The 20114-nt window shown below is 43.1% G+C and carries 11 protein-coding genes; 5 read left to right on the top strand and 6 right to left on the bottom strand.

What is annotated here, in order from left to right; all coding sequences use genetic code 11:
- Positions 1–2: 2 nt before the first annotated feature.
- Positions 3–4565: a PAS domain-containing protein gene (locus I8748_RS05155; RefSeq protein ID WP_198123586.1), complete on the bottom strand. Its 4563-nt coding sequence runs from the start codon at positions 4563–4565 to the stop codon at positions 3–5.
- Positions 4566–5132: 567 nt separating this feature from the next.
- Between I8748_RS05155 and I8748_RS05150 the strand changes: the two genes are divergently transcribed.
- Positions 5133–8105, top strand: coding sequence for a tetratricopeptide repeat protein (locus I8748_RS05150; protein WP_225896321.1), 2973 nt, complete (start codon positions 5133–5135; stop codon positions 8103–8105).
- Here the strand turns inward: I8748_RS05150 and I8748_RS05145 are convergent.
- Positions 8102–8623: a COP23 domain-containing protein gene (locus tag I8748_RS05145; protein WP_198123585.1), complete on the bottom strand. Its 522-nt coding sequence runs from the start codon at positions 8621–8623 to the stop codon at positions 8102–8104. The genes I8748_RS05150 and I8748_RS05145 overlap by 4 nt on opposite strands.
- 141 nt (positions 8624–8764) lie before the next feature.
- Between I8748_RS05145 and I8748_RS05140 the strand changes: the two genes are divergently transcribed.
- The 3 genes from I8748_RS05140 (at position 8765) to I8748_RS05130 (ending at position 16488) form a co-directional block, all read left to right on the top strand.
- Positions 8765–11833 carry a two-partner secretion domain-containing protein gene (locus tag I8748_RS05140; protein WP_198123584.1) on the top strand — a complete coding sequence of 1023 codons (3069 nt, stop codon included), beginning with the start codon at positions 8765–8767 and terminating at the stop codon, positions 11831–11833.
- Positions 11834–11883: 50 nt separating this feature from the next.
- Positions 11884–13719: a ShlB/FhaC/HecB family hemolysin secretion/activation protein gene (locus I8748_RS05135; RefSeq protein ID WP_225896320.1), complete on the top strand. Its 1836-nt coding sequence runs from the start codon at positions 11884–11886 to the stop codon at positions 13717–13719.
- 90 nt (positions 13720–13809) lie between these two features.
- On the top strand, positions 13810–16488 hold the full coding sequence (locus I8748_RS05130) for a CHAT domain-containing protein (protein ID WP_198123583.1): 2679 nt from the start codon (positions 13810–13812) through the stop codon (positions 16486–16488).
- Between the two features lie 89 nt (positions 16489–16577).
- Here the strand turns inward: I8748_RS05130 and I8748_RS05125 are convergent, their stop codons facing one another.
- Entirely contained in the window at positions 16578–17192 is a 615-nt protein-coding gene (locus I8748_RS05125; RefSeq protein WP_198123582.1) for a hypothetical protein, read from the bottom strand.
- 184 nt (positions 17193–17376) lie between these two features.
- Between I8748_RS05125 and I8748_RS05120 the strand changes: the two genes are divergently transcribed.
- Positions 17377–17811 carry a biotin carboxylase gene (locus I8748_RS05120; RefSeq protein WP_198123581.1) on the top strand — a complete coding sequence of 145 codons (435 nt, stop codon included), beginning with the start codon at positions 17377–17379 and terminating at the stop codon, positions 17809–17811.
- A 520-nt stretch (positions 17812–18331) separates the two neighbouring features.
- Here the strand turns inward: I8748_RS05120 and I8748_RS05115 are convergent.
- The 3 genes from I8748_RS05115 to upp form a co-directional block, all read right to left on the bottom strand.
- Entirely contained in the window at positions 18332–18610 is a 279-nt protein-coding gene (locus I8748_RS05115) for a YggT family protein (RefSeq protein WP_198123580.1), read from the bottom strand.
- A 130-nt stretch (positions 18611–18740) separates the two neighbouring features.
- A complete protein-coding gene (locus tag I8748_RS05110) occupies positions 18741–19094 on the bottom strand; it encodes a hypothetical protein (RefSeq protein ID WP_198123579.1) in 354 nt (117 codons plus the stop codon).
- A 75-nt stretch (positions 19095–19169) separates the two neighbouring features.
- The gene (gene upp / locus I8748_RS05105) at positions 19170–19820 is read right to left on the bottom strand and encodes a uracil phosphoribosyltransferase (RefSeq protein ID WP_198123578.1); all 651 of its coding nucleotides are present in this window, start codon (positions 19818–19820) and stop codon (positions 19170–19172) included.
- Positions 19821–20114 lie beyond the last annotated feature (294 nt).

The raw sequence follows: 20114 nt of genomic DNA, 5'->3' as shown, positions 1-20114 counted from the left end.
GGTCAACCCTTGCCTTTTGGAAAAATAATTTTAAATTCTGTTCCTTGTTCGCAGTTGATCTCAAGGTTTCCTCTTAACTGCTTGATTAATCCTTGGATCAGACTAATACCCAGTGTTTTAGCTTTTCTGCTATCAAAGTCCGCAGGTAGACCGACGCCATTATCTCGAACAATCAGCGTTAAATAGCGATCGCCCCCACAAGAAAGCTTCACCAATATTTCACCTGCACGACCATCAACAAAGGCGTATTTCAAAGCATTAGAAACTAGTTCATTAATAATCAAACCACAAGGAATAGCCGTTTCAATGTCCAAACTTGCCCCGTCAACTTGAATATTCAGCTTGATTTGGCTAGAACTAACATTGTAAGAATCAAATAAATGAGTGGTTAAATCTGGAATATATTGAGCAAAATCTATATTAGCTAAATCTTCAGAGCGGTAGAGTTTTTCATGAACCAAGGAAATCGAGGCAATGCGGTTTTGGCTATCACGGAGAATTGCTGTGGCTTGAGCATCTTTTGTACGTCTGCACTGCATTTGCAGTAAGCTGCTGACAATTCCTAAATTATTCTTGACGCGATGATGAATTTCTTTAAGTAATACTTCTTTTTCTTTCAGAGATGCTTTAATTTGTTCTTGAGCTTGTTTTTGTTCGGTGATGTCTTGTTGGACAGCGACAAGCACTTTGCCATATTCAGGATGATCAAAAACACATGTGGTGGCGCTAGACCAAAAAGGAGTGCCATCTTTTTTCACATTGTGGACTTCATAGGTCGCTTCACCCTGTTGCAGAACAGCAGTTCTAATTGCCTGATTCACATCTTCAGGGGAAATATTTTCATCTCCATAGTTGACAATTGACACATGTTGCCGTGTTAGCTCATCAGGAGCATAGCCAAACATTTGCTCGAATTTGGGATTGGCGTAGACAATGCTGCCATCAGCAGCGCTAACCAAACAAATTCCCTCCGCCATATTACGGGTAATTACTGCTTGCAGTTCTAGCATTTGTTCAGCGCGTTTGCGATCGCTAATTTCCAAAACCACAATGCCAACTCCCACGGGTTTAGCGTCAACAGAGCAAATCGGAAAGTAGGAAGCCAGCCAAGTCCGAATCACACCGGGAAGCTTTGCAGTTTCTCCACTCAGTTCAAAATCCAAAATTGGTTCACCTGTGGTCAAAACATGGCGCAAAACCTCTTCCTGTTTTGGTGCTAGATCCGGAACAATCTCCCACTGGGTCTTGCCAATATGTGCCTTTGCGGGAATACCATTGATTTGTGCCAATGCTTCATTAATCAACGAGTAACGCAGTTCTTGATCGAGGACGGTCATCCCCACAGGGGCACTGGTAATGAAAGCATCCAATAACTGTTGCTTGTGAGCCAGTTCTCGCTCCAGAGTCTTGCGTTCTGTAATATCAATAGCCACCCTACCTACTAACTTTTGTGCAGACAATCCGGGAATGGGGAATTTGTATACCAAGAATTCACCAAGGGTACCATCTGGTCGGGGAGAGATTTCAATCACCTCAAGTACCTGATTTGTCTGTATGACTGTTTGAATGTTATCGAAATGCTGCTGAGCAATTTCAGTCGAGTAGAGGTCAAAGATGGATCGCCCAATCACCTGGTTTGATAGTAATTTAAATGTACGTAGGTAGGTTTGGTTTAAGTAAAGCACACGCCCAGCCGCATCTGTGATCCAAGCTAGTACTGGGCTGTTGTCCATAAATGCCTGGAATCGTGCCTCACTTGAGCGCAAGGCTTCTTCTGCGAAAGCGCGATCGCTAATGTCAATCAAGACCCCCAACATGCGTACAGGTTTACCTACTTGGTTGTAAATAGTACGTCCTTTGCCAGTTACCCAGCGCACCTTGCCATTAGGATGAATTACTCGATATTCAGCTTCATAACCGATATGCTTGGCCAGTGCGTTGGCAATCATCTGTTCAACTCGGTCGATATCCTCTGGATGAATAGCATCGTGCCATAGTTGATAACTCGCTGTTGATGTTTCTGGTTCTAACCCTAGCAAGCGAAAGTGATTGTCGTTCCAAATTACAGCTCCTGTTTGCACATCCCAATCCCAGGTTCCGATTTGGTTAAATTCCAGCGTCAGCCTCAGTTGTTCTTCACTTTTGGCTAAGGCTGCTTCTACCTGTTGGCGTTCTGCTTCCACGCGCTTGCGGGCGCTGATATCAGTAACCCGCACCAAATTCATCACTTGACCGACAACCTGGATTCGTTTAACTGCGATGTTTCCCCAAAAACAATTGCCCTGCTTGGTGACGTATTCAATTTCTCGACTCCACACACCTTGCTGGTTAACTTCTTCTGTAACGCTGGTTATCTCATCAGGGGTAAACTGCACCTTTTGCAGAGTGTGGCCTGCAATCCCAATCAGTTCAGCTTTGCTCGCGGCTTTGAATAACTCTACTGCCCGATTGTTACAATCAGTTGTGAGTCCTGTTTCTGGATCTACCAAAAACAGCGCATCAGCGGATTCGTTATAGACAGCTTCTAGCAAATCGCGGCTTTTGGTGATTTCTAACTCGGTTTGTTTACGTTCTGTAATGTCTAGAATCGCTCCATGCAACCTAACTGTTCGTTCTTGAGGATCATAAACTACCTCTGCTCTCGACTCAAGGTAGCGCAATGAACCATCAAGACGGAAAATGCGATATTCAACATTGAAAGGAGTTCCTTGAGCGATCGCCCCTACAAAATGAGTCTGTAAAGCTGGGCGGTCATCTGGGTGAACCAACTGCATAAATTCCGCCTGTGTTGGCGCTGATTGAGTGGGATTTAGACCAAAAATACGGAAGGTTTCCGTTGACCAAATTTGCTTTTGCGGCTCTAAGTGCCATTCCCAACTGCCTATGTGGGCAATATGTTGAGCAGAAGCAAGCAGGGTTTCACTGCGTCGCAGTTTTTCTTGGGCTTGTTGCAGTTCGTTGAGTACTGCTTGGCGTTCAGTAACGTCTTGGGCGGTGCCATAAAGGCGAATCACTTCTCCATTGGCGTTCAATTCAGCATGTCCAATGCCCTCGGTATACATAGTAGACCCGTCAGATTGAGACACACGCAAAATCAGCTTGTAGGATTCGCCAGTTGCAATTGCCCGTTCAATGGCTTGGGCTAATTTTCCGGCATCTTCTGGGTAATACAGTTGCAGATTTTCCTGATAAGTTGGTTCTGATTGACCTGGATCTCTGTTGAAAAGCTCAAAAAGTTGCTTTGACCAAGTAATTTTTTGACTAGCAAGATCAAATTCCCAATTACCAAGACGGGCAACTCGCTGAGATTCTTCTAATAAGGATTTACTCTTACGTAGCCTTTCTTCTGTACGTTTGAGGGCGGTGACATCCACCACCAGCCCATCCCAAACCACGCGACTATCCTGCAAGCGGCGTGGGGTGGAACGAAAATGAAACCATTTCAACTTACCACTGGGCGTTTGGATTCGCAGTTGAATATCAAATATTGACATTTTTTGTCGGGATTGTTCAACTGCTGTTTGTAGGTGTGGCACGTCCTCTGGGATAAACTGGCGATACAGCAAACTTGCATCTAGGAGTGCATCTTCTGCCTTGACTTCCATTAGTCTCTCAATACCTGCACTCAAGTAGGAAAAGTGATCGCTCCCATCCAATTCGCGAACTACCTGATAAACTGCGCCATTGGGCAGATTATCCCCAATCCGCCGCAACATTGCTTCCCGTTCTTGTAGTGCCAGTTCTGCTTGTTTGCGATCGCTCACGTCCGCCAGTGAACCAACCAATCGCACTGGATTTCCTTGCTCATCCCAAACAGCTTGTGCCCGCGATCTAAACCATCTGTAGTTACCATCTTTGCACAAAAGCCGATACTCTGTGTTGTAATCGCTGACTTTGCGTAGTAAATAAGCCGTTTGAGCAGCATTTACTCGTTCATAATCCTCAGGATGAATGCGTTTATCCCATTCATCATCGCTATTGCTCAGTTCGTGGCGATCGTATCCCAACATTTTGAACCAACGATCAGACCGGAAGGTTTCATTAGTAGGTATGTCCCAATCCCAAATCGCCTCATTAGTACCTGCTATGGCTAATTGCCAGCGTTGTTCGCTATGACGCAAGGCTTCTTCTGCTCGTTTGCGTTCCCTGATTTCACACTCCAGTTTTTGGTTGGCTACCTCCAGTTGTGCAGAACTAGGCAAAGCAAGGAGTTTTGGTATCAACTGTATTAAAGAAAATAACGTGTAAATTGATACTAAAGCTGTGATAGCTTTGATGCAACCACTTAGCCAATAGGTAGGATACCACAGTGTCCAAATTTCCATCAGGTGAGTGGTACCACAAGTGACAATAAATGTAGCAAACAGCCGAAATATCCAGTTGAATGGCAAATCTTGACGCTTGCGAACCAAATAAAGTAGCGTCACCGGAATTGAATAATAAGCAAGTGCAATTAAAAAGTCGGATGCAATATGCAGCCCTACTAAATCTGGTTTCCAAAGATAGCAATGACCGTGGGGCACAAACTGTTTATAAGCAAGAAGGACTTTCCAAAGTTCCAGCATCAAGTTGTCGCCAACACAAGTTGAATTAAATATTTAGTAGCTAATTATACTTATTTTTTGGCTGATTATTGAAATTAGACGTAGAGTACCATCAATAACCTTAAGCTTGAATGTAACATGTATTAACCTGAGGCAAAAAGAAACAGAGTTTTGACTGAAAATGAGTAATATCAAGGATTTACCCTGAATAAGAAAGAGTGCCATTACCTTTAGACCCCCTGACCATGCCCTATTGGGGTGGGGTGTAGGGTGTAGGGTGTGGGGTGTGGGGGAAAGAACCTAGCCCCGAATAATGGATACAGAGCAACTATTCTTAAATATCGAAGAAAAAGAAAAATGCATTTCTCGCACTATGTGTCTCAAAATACGAGTGTCCTTGGAGCGAAAACCCCTGATTTTAATTATGGGGTTTCCTACCTCCTACCCCCTACACCCTCTTCATGACTTGGTATTAATTAATAATTTATAATAGTCAAAAATGTTACGTGAATGGTAGAATAATGGACTAATATCAAATGAAAAATTAATCCATTTTACTATTTTTATAGTTTAATATTTGCTTTGTTTATGAAGCCGCTTGGTAAAGTTTTACAACAGGCTGACCTGATTTCATCTGAACAGATAGAAATTGCTCTCAAAGAGCAAACACTATTTCATGGGTTGCGATTCGGTGAAATTCTAGCCTCCCATGGATGGCTGAAACAAAAAACAGCTGATTTTTTCTCTCAGCAGTGGACGGTTCTACTGAATCAGAAACCAAAACAGCCATTGGGTAAATATTTAGAAGAAGCTGGGCTGTTAAATGAACACCAAATCAGAACTATCCTCGCTGAACAATCACAGAATAATCTTCGCTTTGGCGAATTAGCTGTACTGAAAGGTTGGTTGAAACCTACTACAATTAAATTTTTTTTGGAGCATCTTGCTTTGCCATGTCAATTGCAGCAGCACATCTGGCAGCAGGAAAAAGCCTCAAACCATGAAAGTTTAATGCAGTTAGAACAATTACACTTGGGAATGGTAGTGCCACAGCAGAACAATTTGGAAACCTCCAACTCCATTGAACAATCGCTTTTAGCTCCCAAGTTGGTAGAGCAAGAATCATCCAACTTCAGACTGTTTAGCCGCAGCACCATCAAACTATTCAAGTTAGATGAAAAAGCTAATTGTCCGGAAGTCGTGCTGGCAGAAGTGTTGTTCTGGACAGATGGACAACCGATACTCACCCAAAAGCTTTGTCAATTGATTGCAGAATCAGAAGGTATAATTGCCCCAGGGAAAGAAGCAGCAACAGTGCAACAGTTAGTACAAACCCGCTTAATTAATGATTGGGAAAATCAACTGGCGGCTGAGCATTTACAAGAAATTAGAGAAAGTATTATTCATCATCAGCAATGCGACCCATTATTATTGCTGGAACTATACAAGCTTGTTTGGCAACAAGGTGAAGTTGCAATTGATCACAGTCCACAACAGACACAACTATTGCATTTAGGATTGGTAGTGCAACAACAAGACTTGTTGAAATTGGGAAACCGCATTTACCAATCAGTATTTAATCTCAATTGGGTAGAGTTAGAACTATCCCAGTTCAGATTGTTTAGCTACAACACCATCAAACTATTCAAATTAGATGAAAAAGCTAATTGTCCGGAAGTCGTGCTGGCAGAAGTGTTGTTCTGGACAGATGGTCAACCAATTCTCACCCAAAAGCTTTGTCAATTGCTAGCAGAATCAGAAAGCATAATTGCCCCAGGGAAAGAAGCAGCAACAGTGCAACAGTTAGTACAAACCCGCTTGATTAATGATTGGGAAAATCAACTGGCGGCTGAGCATTTACAAGAAATTAGAGAAAGTATTATCCACAATCAGCAATGCGACCCATTATTATTGTTGGAACTGTATAAACTTGTTTGGCAACAAGGTGAAATTGCAAGAGATCACAGTCCACAACAGACACAACTATTGCATTTAGGATTGGTAGTGCAACAACAAGACTTGTTGAAATTGGGAAACCGCATTTACCAATCAGTGTTCAATCTCAATTGGGTAGAGTTAGAACTATCCCAGTTCAGATTGTTTAGCTACAACACCATCAAATTATTCAAATTAGATGAAAAAGCTAATTGTCCGGAAGTCGTGCTGGCAGAAGTGTTGTTCTGGACAGATGGACAACCGATACTCACCCAAAAGCTTTGTCAATTGATTGCAGAATCAGAAGGTATAATTGCCCCAGGGAAAGAAGCAGCAACAGTGCAACAGCTAGTACAAACCCGCTTGATTAATGATGGGGAAAATCAACTGGCGGCTGAGCATTTACAAGAACTTAGAGAAAGTATTATTCACAATCAGCAATGCGACCCATTATTACTGCTGGAACTATACAAGCTTGTTTGGCAACAAGGTGAAGTTGCAATTGATCACAGTCCACAACAGACACAACTATTGCATTTAGGATTGGTAGTACAACAACAAGACTCGTTGAAATTGGGAAACCGCATTTACCAATCAGTATTTAATCTCAATTGGGTAGAGCAGGAATTAGATAAAATACTTGATCCCTCATTTGCAGAAACAACTATATATAACAATCCGATTACATCATCTAATACTTGGAATTACGGCGCTACCGCTCCACCTGAATCTAGAGTAACTCAACGATTTTGGGTGTTAGTTGCAATAGCTGGTTTGATGCTGTGTGGTTCTGGGTTGATGGTCTTAGGGTTTAGTGTATTTAAATGGTTACAAATAGAAATAATTTTTAAAAGAGGCAATGAGTTATTGTACCAAGGAGAATATCAACAGGCGATCGCACAATACAACAATATTCTAAAAATCGACAGCAACTACTACCAATCTTGGACTAACCGGGGCTATGCACTAGCTCGCATGAAAGACTACAAGCAAATGCTACAGTCTTGCTCCACAGCGACTCTAATTAACCCAGAAGCTGTTTATGCTTGGAATTGCCGAGGAGAAGCCCTATACAATCTCAAACAATATAATGAAGCGATCGCGGCCTTTGAGCAAGCGATTATGCTCAACTCGAAAGATCCTGTATTCTGGATTAATAAAACCGAAGTACTAATAGCATCGAAACAACAAGACAAAGCGCTCGGTGCCGTTAATCAAGCAATTAAGCTTTTAAAAGTTGAACCTCAAAATGGAAGCGCCCAAGAGTTAGCCATTGCTTTTAGCTATCAAGCGAAGGTGTTATTGCAAAAACAACAGTACCAAGCCGCTCTAGAAGCCTATGAGCAGTCATTAAAATACAATCCCAAGTACTTTGCGGCTTTGCGGGGTAAAGGCATCGCACTGCAAGGCTTAAATCGAGACGATCAAGCGATCGCTCAATTTTATCAGCTTTTAGATCGTCCCCAGCTTACTAATAATCAAAAAGCTGAAACCTGGTATTATCTGGGACTAAGCCTGTGTAAATTTCGCCAAACTACTAGAGCGATGGCGGCTTTCGATCAAGCTCTGAAGCTAAAACCTGATTACCAGGCTGCTGTACTAGCTAAGCAAGTTTGTTCCAATTAAAAAGGCCACCAAAAAGGTTTAGTATCCGTATAAGTACGGCTAATAGTCCGTACATCAGGAGGCTGGGCTTGCTTAAAATCGCTACCCAACATTTCGTATAAAGCTTGGGAAGGGTTATCAGTTGACTTCAAACTAAATAAAACCTGAGCGCTGTAATGATTGCAGCCGATACCCCTACGGGCTATAGCACAGACAACAGGTTGATTGCCAAGCTTGTCACTTGTCAAATATTGAGAACTACCCGTATCATAGGCAACTTGCAAACTTTTAGCTGCATTCTGACAGTTTTGCACAGCATCGGTGGCTGAGAAATATTCCGGGATAAACTTCAAAATTGGGTAATCTTTGGTAATTCCATCTTTAACCAAAGTCACAATTACCGTTGGAATACTGGCGTTAGTCTTGCAGGTGACTTGCACGTTGTTACTAGCTCTGCTGGGCATAGAAAGGGCTGCTACAGCACCCAGAGTTAATATTGGCATCGTCCCTACAGTTACCCAAGACTGCCACTTGTTCATATTACTTAACTCCTTTTCTTGACCAAAATTGACGCTGGAATATAGACTCAGTATTATTATTACTTTTAGTTGAATTTACTTATATTAAACTAAAAAAAACTTAAGTAATTTTCCAGTGGGATTAATTGTTCCCGATTTCAAATGAAACAAGTCCCTGGCCGAATTTTAATTAGTCTCGCTGCATCGATTTGCTGTGTAACTGCTACTTCATCAGCCTTAGCACAGATTTCACCAGATAATACACTACCTAGCAATGTTAGTCAATCTGGTAACAACTTTGAAATTACTGGAGGGACACAAGTTGGTAACAACCTTTTCCATAGCTTTCGAGAATTTTCTGTCCCCACTGGTGGCCAGGCTTTTTTCAACAACACCAGCAACTTAAACAATATTACTAACATCATCAACCGGATAACAGGTGGTTCAATTTCTAATATTGATGGCTTAATCAAAGAAAACTACGGTGCGAATTTCATCTTAATCAATCCCAGCGGCATTAACTTTGGTGCTAATGCCCGACTCGATATTGGAGGCTCGTTTTTGGCGAGTACAGCCAATAGCCTCAAATTTGCTGATGGTGTAGAATTTAGTGCCACTGACACTTCAGTTTCCCCTCTACTAACAATTAGTGTGCCAATTGGCTTGCAATTTGGGCAGAATCCGCAAGCGATTCGTATCCAAGGTCAGGGACACAACCTCAGTTTGCAAAGTCCCATATTCTCGCCTTTTACTAGGGGAAACACCACCGGACTGGAAGTGAAGCCAGGTAATACCCTAGCCTTGGTAGGAGGAGGGATTATCTCAGAAGGTGGAACACTAAAAGCCGAGGGTGGACGCATTGATTTAGGTAGTGTGGCAGGAGGTTTAGTCAGTCTCAATCCCAATGCCCAAGGGTGGAATTTAAGTTATGAGAACGTGACAAACTTCCAGGATATTGCCCTATCTCAAAAAGCCCTAGCAGATACCAGTGGCCCTGGTAGTGGCTCAATTCAGTTGCAAGGGCGAAACATCTCCATTGCCGATGGCTCAGTCGTGTTAATTCAAACCCAAGGAGCGCAATCAGCAGGCAATATTAACGTCAATGCCTCCGAGTCCTTGTCCTTAGTGGGAACCACAGCAGATGGGCAAATTTCCAGCAACTTATTTACAGAAACTATCGGCGGTGGCAAAAGCGGAGATATTACTGTTACTACTCCCCGCTTAGTGGTTCAGGATGGAGCAGCCATATCTACGGCAACTTATACCGCTGCTCCTGGTGGAAATATTGATATCAAAGCTGCTGATTCTTTGCAAATGTCGGGATATTCACCATTTAACCCCAGTCAATTCAGCAACATCACAGCGGCAACTTTTGGTGCGGGAGCAGGTGGCAACTTGACGATTGAGGCTGGTAAGTTGATGGTCAGCGATCGCGCATACTTATCTGCAACCACTTTGGGTGATGGTACAGGAGGAAATATTGATATCAAAGCTGCCAACTCAGTACAAATATCAGGAACTGGATATGAGGAGTTTCAACGGACTTTTCCAATAGGAGCGCTGTTGGGGATAATCAAACCCACTGACCGGGGAACGGGTATATTCACTGAAACTGTAGGTGCGGGTACTTCAGGCAACCTCAATCTTGAGACTCCCTCCCTGATCATGAACAACGGCGCAATCATATTTAACGCCACATTTACTCAGGGGGTAGGAGGAAATGTTAACATCAATACCTCCGATTTCCAAGTGAACGGCTCTGGCATTCTTGCAGGCAGTACTCGTGGCAGTACTGGTACAGGTGGTAATATCACAATTAATACTAAGCAATTGGGTTTGCAAGATGGCGGCATCATTATTAGTGCTACCTTGGGTAATGGCGCGGGCGGGAATGTGGACATTAATGCTGCCGACACTATACAAGTGCAGAGAACCCCACCTGGAGCCGTTCTTTTAAGTGGCATCTACACCAATACTACCTACGGTACGGGTAAGGGCGGCGACATCAGCATTAACACAGGCAAAGTGTCTATACGACAAGGGGTAATTGCCAGCAATACAGGAGCTTCTCTACCGAATGGCGCCATCCCCCTTGGGGGGCCAGGGGGCAATGTAGTCCTCAATGCCCGCGAATCTGTAGAAATAGCTGGCGTGCAACCCGATCCCAGGTTTCCCAGTGGTTTAGGCACCTCAGGTTTTAGCCCATCTCGCTCAGGGAACTTGACAGTTTCCACAAAGAAGCTGATTCTTCGCGATGGGGCAGATGCATCAACAGCAACTTTAAATGCTGGCCAAGGCGGAACCTTAACCGTCAACGCCTCCGAATCAGTAGAACTAAGTGGTACCTCAATCGGAAACTTAACTCTAGGTGGCTTATCGGCTGCTGCTGGACGTGCTAACTTGCCAGAACTGAAAGCAACGGGTGCTTCCGGCGACATCAACGTTTTTACGGACAAATTGATTATTCGGGATGGGGCAAGAATTGACGTGGAAAGTCTAGGCCCAGGAAATGCTGGGAATCTGCGAGTCGTAGCTAACTCCATTCTGTTAGATAATCAAGGAATCATTTCTGCTGCTACCACTTCTGGTGAAGGTGGCAACATCTTCCTACAAACAAATTCCTTACTCATGCGCCATAACAGTCAGATATCTGCCACCGCAGATGGTAGTGGAAACGGCGGCAACATCGATATTACTGGTTTTAGTCCCGCCAACTTCGTCACGCTGTTAGAAGGCAGTAAGATTACTGCCGATGCTGTCGAAGGAAGGGGAGGAAATATCAGCATCAACACCAGAGGATTCTTTGTGTGTCCGACTTGTGAGATTACTGCTAGTTCGCAACTCGGAATCGCTGGACAAATCAGGATTATTACACCAGAGGCAGAAAATAACTTTGAAATTGTCGATTTACCCCAAGAGGTAGCGAAACCTGAACAAGTGGTAGCTCAAGCTTGTCGAGCAACAACAACACAAAATAGAAGCGAATTTACCATCACCGGACGTGGAGGATTGCCACCTCGGCCGAGTGAACAGCTAACTAGTGGAGCTTTGATTAGTTTTGATTCTGCTGTTCCCACTGCTGCAACAGAGCCGCAGAATAACTCGCAACTACCACCTGCTGCACGAGGTTGGTATGTGAACGCTCAAGGGGTGGTGGTTCTCGCCAGCCAAACACCTAATCCTACTCCCTATAGTTCTGGGTTAACCTCATCTAACTGTCATGGGAATTAGATAAAGTTGGGGATGGGGTGGGATGAGTTGGTGATGAACCAGATTTTTTTATGGCACGCAGAGTCGCAGAGTCGCAGAGGAGAATGCAAGAGTGTAGTCTAAAAACTGCTGTACAGGAGATTTTAGGGGGGAGGTTGAATGTTTGGCGACAGAGATTTTTTTTATCTTCTTGTTTTACTCTCATGCTGCTCCTGCATCTGTTATATGGTGCAAACTCTGCTTGGGGACAGTCGATTGATCCTGTCACCCCAGAACAACCTCTACCTATTCCTTTACCTCCAACAAAGCCACCCATCCAAATACCACCGACAGCACCACCAACCCCACAAGAAACTTTGGACATTCCCGGAAGTATTACTGTGCAAAAGTTCGAGTTTGTCGGCAATACTGCATTCAGCCAAAAAGAGTTAAACTCTGCGATCGCAGATTATACAGGCAAACCCATTACTTTTTCTGAACTTCTCAAAGCCGCCAATCAAATCACCCAATTCTACGTCAAGAAAGGCTACATTACTTCTGGTGCCTACATCCCAACTCAAGAGTTCCGCTCAGATATCATTAAAATTCAGGTAGTAGAAGGCAGCTTGGAAGATATCCAGGTCAACGTTATCCAAGGACGGTTGAATCCAAATTATGTCCGCAGTCGCATTGCGATCGCTACTGCCAAACCATTGAATATTAATCGTTTGCAAGAAGCTTTGCAATTGCTGCAACTTAATCCCCTGATTGCAAGTTTAGATGCTGAACTCACCGCTGGCACTAGACCAGGTGTCAATTCCCTAGCAGTCACGATTAAGGCAGCGGACACTTTCACTACCAAACTAAGTATTAATAATAACCGCAACCCCAGTGTTGGTAGTTTTGAGCGCGGCATCGCATTATCAGAAGCTAGCCTCTCTGGAATCGGTGATCAGTTGAGTTTTGCCTACAAAAATACCGATGGTAGTAATAGCTTTGAGGGTGGTTATAGTTTGCCAGTGAATCCGCGCAATGGCAGTATTAACTTTAACTTTCGCATTGTCAACAACAAAATTATTGAACCTCCTTTTAATGGTTTAGATATCGGGGTAAATTCTCGTGAGTTTGAACTATCCTTTCGTCAGCCAGTTTTGCAAAGAGCCACCCCAGAGTTCAGCCAAGAACTCACGTTAAGTTTAACGGCAGCTAGACGCTTAAGTAATTCTTCCATTAAAGGAGTTGATTTTCCTCTGTTTCCTGGTGCTGATAATCAAGGAAAAACTCGCATATCTGAGTTGAGTTTTGCTCAAGAATGGCTACAGCGGAGTCGTCAAGAAGTATTAGCTGCTCGTTCCGAGTTGAATCTGGGGATTGGAGCCTTTGACGCCACGGTTAATAACAACGAACCAGATAGCCGGTATTTTCTCTGGCGGGGACAAGTGATTTATTTGCGCCGCCTGGGTCAGACAAAAGGACAAAATGCGTTCGTCGAAGACGTTGCCGAAGGCATCGGCCCAACATTATTATTGCGTTCTAATGTGCAATTAGCAGCTAACTCTTTGCTTTCCATCGAACAGTTTAGTTTGGGAGGTCAAGGAACAGTGCGGGGTTATCGCCAAGATGCCTTACTTGCGGATAATGGCATTTTCGCTTCCGCAGAATTGCGATTACCCATCGTCCGCTTCAAAGAAGTACAAGGAACTTTGCAGGTTGCACCCTTTATCGATGTTGGTACTGTCTGGAATACAGGTAGAGAAAATCCCCAGTCAAATACATTGGTAGGCTCAGGATTAGGTTTACTTTGGCAAATGGGGGATAGATTCACAGCACGGCTAGATTGGGGTATTCCTTTAGTGAATATTGATACGAACAAGCGCACATGGCAAGAAAACGGCCTGTATTTTCAATTGCAGTACAAAGCGTTTTGATATTGGGGATTGGGGAACTCGGGGCCCCCTCTGGGGATAAGGGGCGATGGGGACTGGGGACTGACAACTGACAACTGACAACTGACAAAAATGATTTATAAAAAATACCGTCGTTTATTAATCTTCATCCTTTCAGCCTTATTCGGACTGTTATCTAGTTTCACTATCCCCGCTTGGTCAAATTCTCCCAATCCCCAGTCCCTAGCAAGGGAAGGTCAACAAAGCTATAATATAGGCGACTTAGAAGCAGCTGCAAAGTTATGGCAAGCAGCGGCTGAAGCTTATCAAAAAATAGGCGATCGCGAGAGGATGAGCAAGAGCCTAATCAATAAATCCCAAGCTTTGCAAGATTTAGGACTTTATCCCAAAGCTTGTAAGACTTTACTCGAAGCTTTTGATATCAAAAATCCTGACTGTAGTCAAACCCAAATCGAGCAACTCTATAAAACCCTTGCTCAACAGCGCGGTTCTCTGACTTTGACTCAAGCTATTGGCTTGCATAGCCTCGGTGATGTCCTACGCAGACAAGGGTTATTGGCAAAGTCTCAAGAAATCTTGCAGTTAAGTCTGTCCTCAATTCCCGAATCGCCCCAAAAAAGTGCTGTATTACTCAGTTTAGGCAATACCGAACGCGTTTTAGGTAACCAAATCCGCGATCGCTGGGATTATGATGTGGTCACGGAAATTATTGATCGCCAATCTCTCACCGATGCTCTAGCACCTTACCAACAAGCTTTCAACTACTATATCCAAGCTGCAAATATAGCATCAGCGCCACCAATTCCCAAAATTCAAGCGCAACTCAATCACTTCCAGCTATTACTAGAGATGCAAAGATGGTGGCGTGACCAAACCAATCGCCGGATTGTTTCTTGGTCACGATTTTCTGAATCTCAATTAATCCAACGGGCAAAAGATTTTGTCTCTCGGCTAGACTTGCAGTTAAACCAAGATGCACTAACATTGCAAAATCAAATTACACCCAATTTAGCTACTCTTGCTCCCAGTCGTGCGGCAATTTATGCCCAGATTAACTTTGCAGAATCTTTGATACAAAACGCCCAAATCAACAAAGTTGAACCTTTATTAGAGAATGCACTACAACAGGCGCGTATCCTACAGGATAAACGAGCCGAAACCTACACTCTCGGCTACTTGGGTAAACTTTACCTCAAGCAGGGACAATTCAGTCAGGCAACTAAACTGACTCAGCAAGCATTGATTTTAGCCCAGGAAGAAAATATCAATGGTGATGCTAGGGAAATTACTTATCTTTGGCAATCTCAGTTAGGAACTTTACTGCGGAAACAGGCAGATTTTAAAGGCGCGATCGCAGCTTATACTGCCGCCTTCAACACTCTCCAATCCCTACGCAGTGATTTAAACGCCAACAATCAAGATGTCCAATTTGACTTTCTCCAAGAGGTTAAACCTGTTTATTTAGAATTAGCAGATTTGCTCTTGCAATCAAATCTCAGCGATGATGAATTAAATTCCCTAATAGTGCCAAATCCCAGCATTAAACAGGAAAAGTCAAACACAAACAAACCTCAAAAACGTTTAGAGTTAGCCCGTCAAGTGATAGAGTCTCTGCAATTAGCAGAACTAGATAACTTTTTTCAAGACCCCTGTTCCGAAGCCGCAAATGTGGCAGTGCAAATTGATAGTATTGATTCCACCGCAGCTGTAATTTATCCTATTGTATTCCCAGATCGCTTAGAAGTGATTCTTTCCTTGTCGGGAAAATCTTTGCAAGAAATTGTAATTCCTATTAATGAGCAAGAAATAAATGACACTTTAGATAGGCTTTACGATTATTTAGACAACGTAACTATCAATGACTCTGCACGAAATATCCTATCTACTTCTAATCCCAACCCAAGAGAATTAAAGGAAAACCTCCAAACGCTTTTACCAACTTTTGAACAAATTTATAACTGGTTAATTAGACCTTTCGAGACTCAGCTAAATAGCAACCAAATCAAAAATTTAGTATTTGTATTAAATGGTAGATTGCAAAGAGTGCCAATAGCTGCACTCTACGATGGACAAAATTATCTGATCGAAAAATATAGTGTGGCACTGGTTCCTAGTCTACAACTGATCAATCCTCAACGATTGGAAAAGCAACAGATTAAAGTCTTAGCAGCTGGAGTCAGTGAGCAAATTCAGGTACAAGGAGAATTTTTTGCCGCACTGGTTAATGTGCCAAAGGAATTAGACCAGATTAAACAAACTTTTCCTGCTTCCGAGAAGTTACTCAATCGAGACTTTACAGCAAAGACGATTCAAAAACAGTTGAAATTAAATTTCCCTGTTGTCCACTTAGCAACTCACGGGCTATTTAGTTCTAATCCCCAGAAGAATTTTATTATTACAGGGGATGGTCAAAGTATCAGCATTAATGAGTTAAGTACTTTGTTAAAAGAACCAGGAAAAGCTGTAGAACTATTGGTACTGAGTGCCTGCGAAACCGCAACAGGAGATGAAAGGGCTGTCTTAGGCTTAGCAGGAATGGCTGTTCGTTCAGGCGCACGTAGTACCCTTGCTAGTCTTTGGCCTGTTGGAGATGCTTCCACCGCCAAATTCATGGGTGAATTTTACCAAAATCTGAAAAAACCAGGAGGCAAACAAGCAGATGCTCTGAGAAACGCTCAACTATCACTGTTAGAATCTTTAAAGCTAAATCCGCCTTTTCCAGAATTAAAGAATCTACCGCCACATCCTTATTATTGGGCACCTTATGTTTTGGTAGGAAATTGGCAATAGGCAGAATTATAAAAGTGCTGAGTGCTAAGTGCTGAGTGCTGAGTGCTAAGTGCTGAGTGCTGAGTGAAAATCCAGTTTCTCCTTACGAATTACGAATTATTCGGCCAGCGCCAATTGTAGCGATTCCATTCGTAGACGCCTTGAATTTCATACTCAGCACCGTTGTAAAAGCGGATGAGGCAATTGGTAGAGGAGTCATCGCCATCGCTAATTTCATTCACCTCAAGAACCATGCAGGGGAACCATTCCCGCTTACAGGGGCCATCCTCTTGTACCCATTCCCACAGTGCATTAGAAACTTCAATGCGATCGCCTACTCTGAGTTTGAGTGCATCCTCCAAGTAAGAATACTTATCAAAGTGATATGATTCTACACGATTGAGCCATTGTAAACCATAGCGATCGCGGATAAACTGCACTTCTTTAGAGTCGTTGTTGTGTAGCCAGTCGTTGAGTAATTGTACTTTCCAAGTGCGGTTTTGTTGTTCCTCTGTCTTGACGAACTGTAAAAATATTTCCAATTCCTCTGGCGTGAGTTCGTCTAAGGGATTAGGAACATCTGACATTCTATATCTAGAGTTTCCCTGAAATTGGTCGAATAGTTGCAGTAATATCTGTTTTTGCGTCTCAGTGAGAGGACAGCTGGCTGCATCACAACTATTAAAGGCTGCTTGCAATGCTGCTTCAATCTCATCTGGTGTCATAAGTTAATAGCAACTGAGAGTAAGTAGTTAACCTAATTATTACAAAAGTGTCAGTTGTCAGTTGTCAGTTGTCATCAGTCAACAGTCATCATATTTTTTCAATTGTCAGTCCCTTAGTCCTGAAATTCAGGTAAGCTGAGGTTACAAGTTGCGTCATTGTTAGATTAAAGTCACGGAATCTTTTATGCGGTTGCGCTCACTCACAGTCATCTTAATTTCCTTACTTATCGCGTGTCTGTCGTGGGTGTTTACTCCCCCAGCTGTAGCGCTGACACAGATTAAGCTATTTGATCTTTCCTATCAAGATTGTCCGCCAGAATTGGCACAAGGAGCTGTCACCAGTGGCGGTAGTGCGGCAGCTGCCAATTGTTTTATTGTCACTGGTAAAGCGGAAAATGGCACTTATAAAACAGTTTATGATGCAGATATCTTTGGGCGTATCTATGATGCCAACAACGACTCGGTGATGCAAAATCGCACCCGTCTTGGTTCCATTGCCGAAGTTCCACCAGGAATCAGTGATTTTGAGTTGCGAATTTCTGTACCTGCGAATCAGCCGTTACCTTTGAAACTGAAACAATTTAAAGCCGCAGGATTTAGCGGTCAAGTCCGTAAGTAATCTCACTAGCCGAATTTTGGGCTTTCTACCTTCGTGTCTTAGTGTCTTTGTGGTTAAAAAATTGACTTTGAACCACCCTCCGGGTTCAGTAGTTCCTCTGGGGGAAACCCCCAAGACCGGACTACCTCACCAAGACACTAAGACACTAAGAAAAATATATTATCTTTTTTACAAATTTTACATCAAGACCTTTAATCCAAAATCTAAAATAGAAAGATTGTAGTAAATCTTAAGTAGGGTGTGTTGTGGCGGAACGCCTAACGCACCGTATTGGCGTGGTGGTGCGTTAGGCGCTTTGATAATTTTTCCTCGCAATCATATCGAAAATATGCGCCTAACACACCCTACAGGAATTTTATTTTTACTTTATAAATAACCTCTTAATCCAAAATCCAAAATCCCTTCGGGTTCGGCAGTTACTCCACTTGGGGAGACCCCAAGACCGTACTGCCTCACCAAAATCTAAAATAGAAAGATTGTAGAGACGCTGTTGAAGTCAACGTCTCTATAGCGTTCGTAACTAAAATCCCTGTGCAAACGTCAAGGTAGCCAAGGTACCTAGAAATTGACCAGCTAAAGAAAGCACTAAGAAAGCTAGGATAGGAGAAAAATCCATACCGCCCAAGGGTGGGATAATTGAGCGGAAAAGATTCAAATAGGGGTCAGTTATCTGGCTCAAAGCGGTAAATGGTTGGTTATACCAGTTAATAGTGGGGAACCAGGTCAACAAAACCCGAATAATTAGCAAATAGCTATAAATGGTTAAGAAGGTCGCTAGGGTGTTGAACAGTAAATTCATGGATAGTTTGGTTTCCTGCTAAGTGTCAAAATGGGCCTTATCTTTGATTTTAATTTAGTCTACGCTATGACGTTTGCAGATTGTTGCCGTATTAACCACCCTTAGCACTTCTGCTATTTTGTGAAAGACCTTAAGAATCTTTGGTGAGGGAGCGATCGCCAACAGACTGGGTTGAACTACCATTGACATTACCCAAATGCTTCCGCACTTCATCAATTGTCGCATTCAGCTGGGCAATTTTATCTTCTAGCGATCGCCGCGCCGTTTCCATTTGTAGACCCTCACCATCTGGGGCTATCATCTGACGGCGTTTGGCTGATACTTTTTTCGGACTTGCTGTGGTGTTATTTTGTTCTACATCCTCCTCGACCGGCAATTCTGCATTTTGTCGAGAAGCAAGCACAGCGCCTAGAATACCACCAACTATACCGCCTACAAAAGCTCCTGCTATAAAACCACTGGCAAAACCATCGCGTTGACTCATAACTTTACCGCCTTGAAGAAACCTTGCAACCTTTACTTGTATTTAAGCTATTTCTTTCCCTAGCTGCATACTAGCTTAAGTCCCAAAGATGCGATCGCCTGCATCTCCCAATCCTGGTACTATATAACCTTTGCTGTTGACTGTCTCATCGATGGTAGCACTGTAAATTATTAAACCAGGATAAGCAGCACCCAATTTTTGTAATGCCGGTGGAGCTGCCACTACACAAACAATTCGCGTCAAACTTGGATCAACACCCCGTTGTGTCAATTCTGACATAGCCGTCATGATCGACCCTCCAGTTGCCAACATTGGATCGGTAATTAACACCCGTGTTTCGGGGTGAAATTTTTCTGGCAATTTGTTTAAGTAACATGAAGTTGAGAGCGTTTCTTCATCTCGTACTAAACCAAGATGATAAATCGAAGCCAAGGGTAGCAAGGTTTGTGCCCCCTCTAGTAATCCTAGCCCGGCTCGTAAAATCGGTACAACTGCCACAGGTATCTCTGGATTAATCAAAGTTGCTGGACAGGAATCTAAGGGACTTTGTACTGTTGTCTCGAAAGTCGGCAACCAATCCCGCGCAGCTTCGTAAGTTAGCCATCGCCCCAATTCAGTTATGGCACTACGAAATAAAACTGAAGGTGTGGCAGCATCACGGGCAACTGCCAGCCAGTGCTTGATTAGGGGATGGGGTGGAACGTAAATACGCAGTTGTGCCGTCATAGCCAGAAATAAGCACTTTTGATTGTACTAGAACTGAAACATCATAATACTCTTTAGCGCCTACAGCTGACAGCGAAAATCTACAACGATTTTTTTATTGAAAAATATTTGCATTAACAGTTGACATCTATTCTCAATCAAAGTTATATTATTAATCAGTGTTCTCCTCTCTTTAAGGATCGGCAGACGGGATTAGCCAGCGGTAGCAGGCTTGTCCCTCTTTTTTGTGATTAGTCATTGGTCATTAGTCATAGGTCATTGGTCATTAGAAAATAAACAACGGACAAAGGACAA

The organism is Amazonocrinis nigriterrae CENA67, assembly GCF_016056305.1.
Lineage (GTDB): Bacteria > Cyanobacteriota > Cyanobacteriia > Cyanobacteriales > Nostocaceae > Amazonocrinis > Amazonocrinis nigriterrae.
Note: the sequence above shows the minus strand (reverse complement) of the source record. Positions and strands in the feature narration are given on the sequence as shown.

Coding starts and splice junctions, on each gene's coding strand:
- I8748_RS05155 (WP_198123586.1), bottom strand. CDS start 4,565: ATGCTGGAACTTTGGAAAGTCCTTCTTGCTTATAAACAGTTTGTGCCC.
- I8748_RS05150 (WP_225896321.1), top strand. CDS start 5,133: ATGAAGCCGCTTGGTAAAGTTTTACAACAGGCTGACCTGATTTCATCT.
- I8748_RS05145 (WP_198123585.1), bottom strand. CDS start 8,623: ATGAACAAGTGGCAGTCTTGGGTAACTGTAGGGACGATGCCAATATTA.
- I8748_RS05140 (WP_198123584.1), top strand. CDS start 8,765: ATGAAACAAGTCCCTGGCCGAATTTTAATTAGTCTCGCTGCATCGATT.
- I8748_RS05135 (WP_225896320.1), top strand. CDS start 11,884: ATGGCACGCAGAGTCGCAGAGTCGCAGAGGAGAATGCAAGAGTGTAGT.
- I8748_RS05130 (WP_198123583.1), top strand. CDS start 13,810: ATGATTTATAAAAAATACCGTCGTTTATTAATCTTCATCCTTTCAGCC.
- I8748_RS05125 (WP_198123582.1), bottom strand. CDS start 17,192: ATGACACCAGATGAGATTGAAGCAGCATTGCAAGCAGCCTTTAATAGT.
- I8748_RS05120 (WP_198123581.1), top strand. CDS start 17,377: ATGCGGTTGCGCTCACTCACAGTCATCTTAATTTCCTTACTTATCGCG.
- I8748_RS05115 (WP_198123580.1), bottom strand. CDS start 18,610: ATGAATTTACTGTTCAACACCCTAGCGACCTTCTTAACCATTTATAGC.
- I8748_RS05110 (WP_198123579.1), bottom strand. CDS start 19,094: ATGAGTCAACGCGATGGTTTTGCCAGTGGTTTTATAGCAGGAGCTTTT.
- upp (WP_198123578.1), bottom strand. CDS start 19,820: ATGACGGCACAACTGCGTATTTACGTTCCACCCCATCCCCTAATCAAG.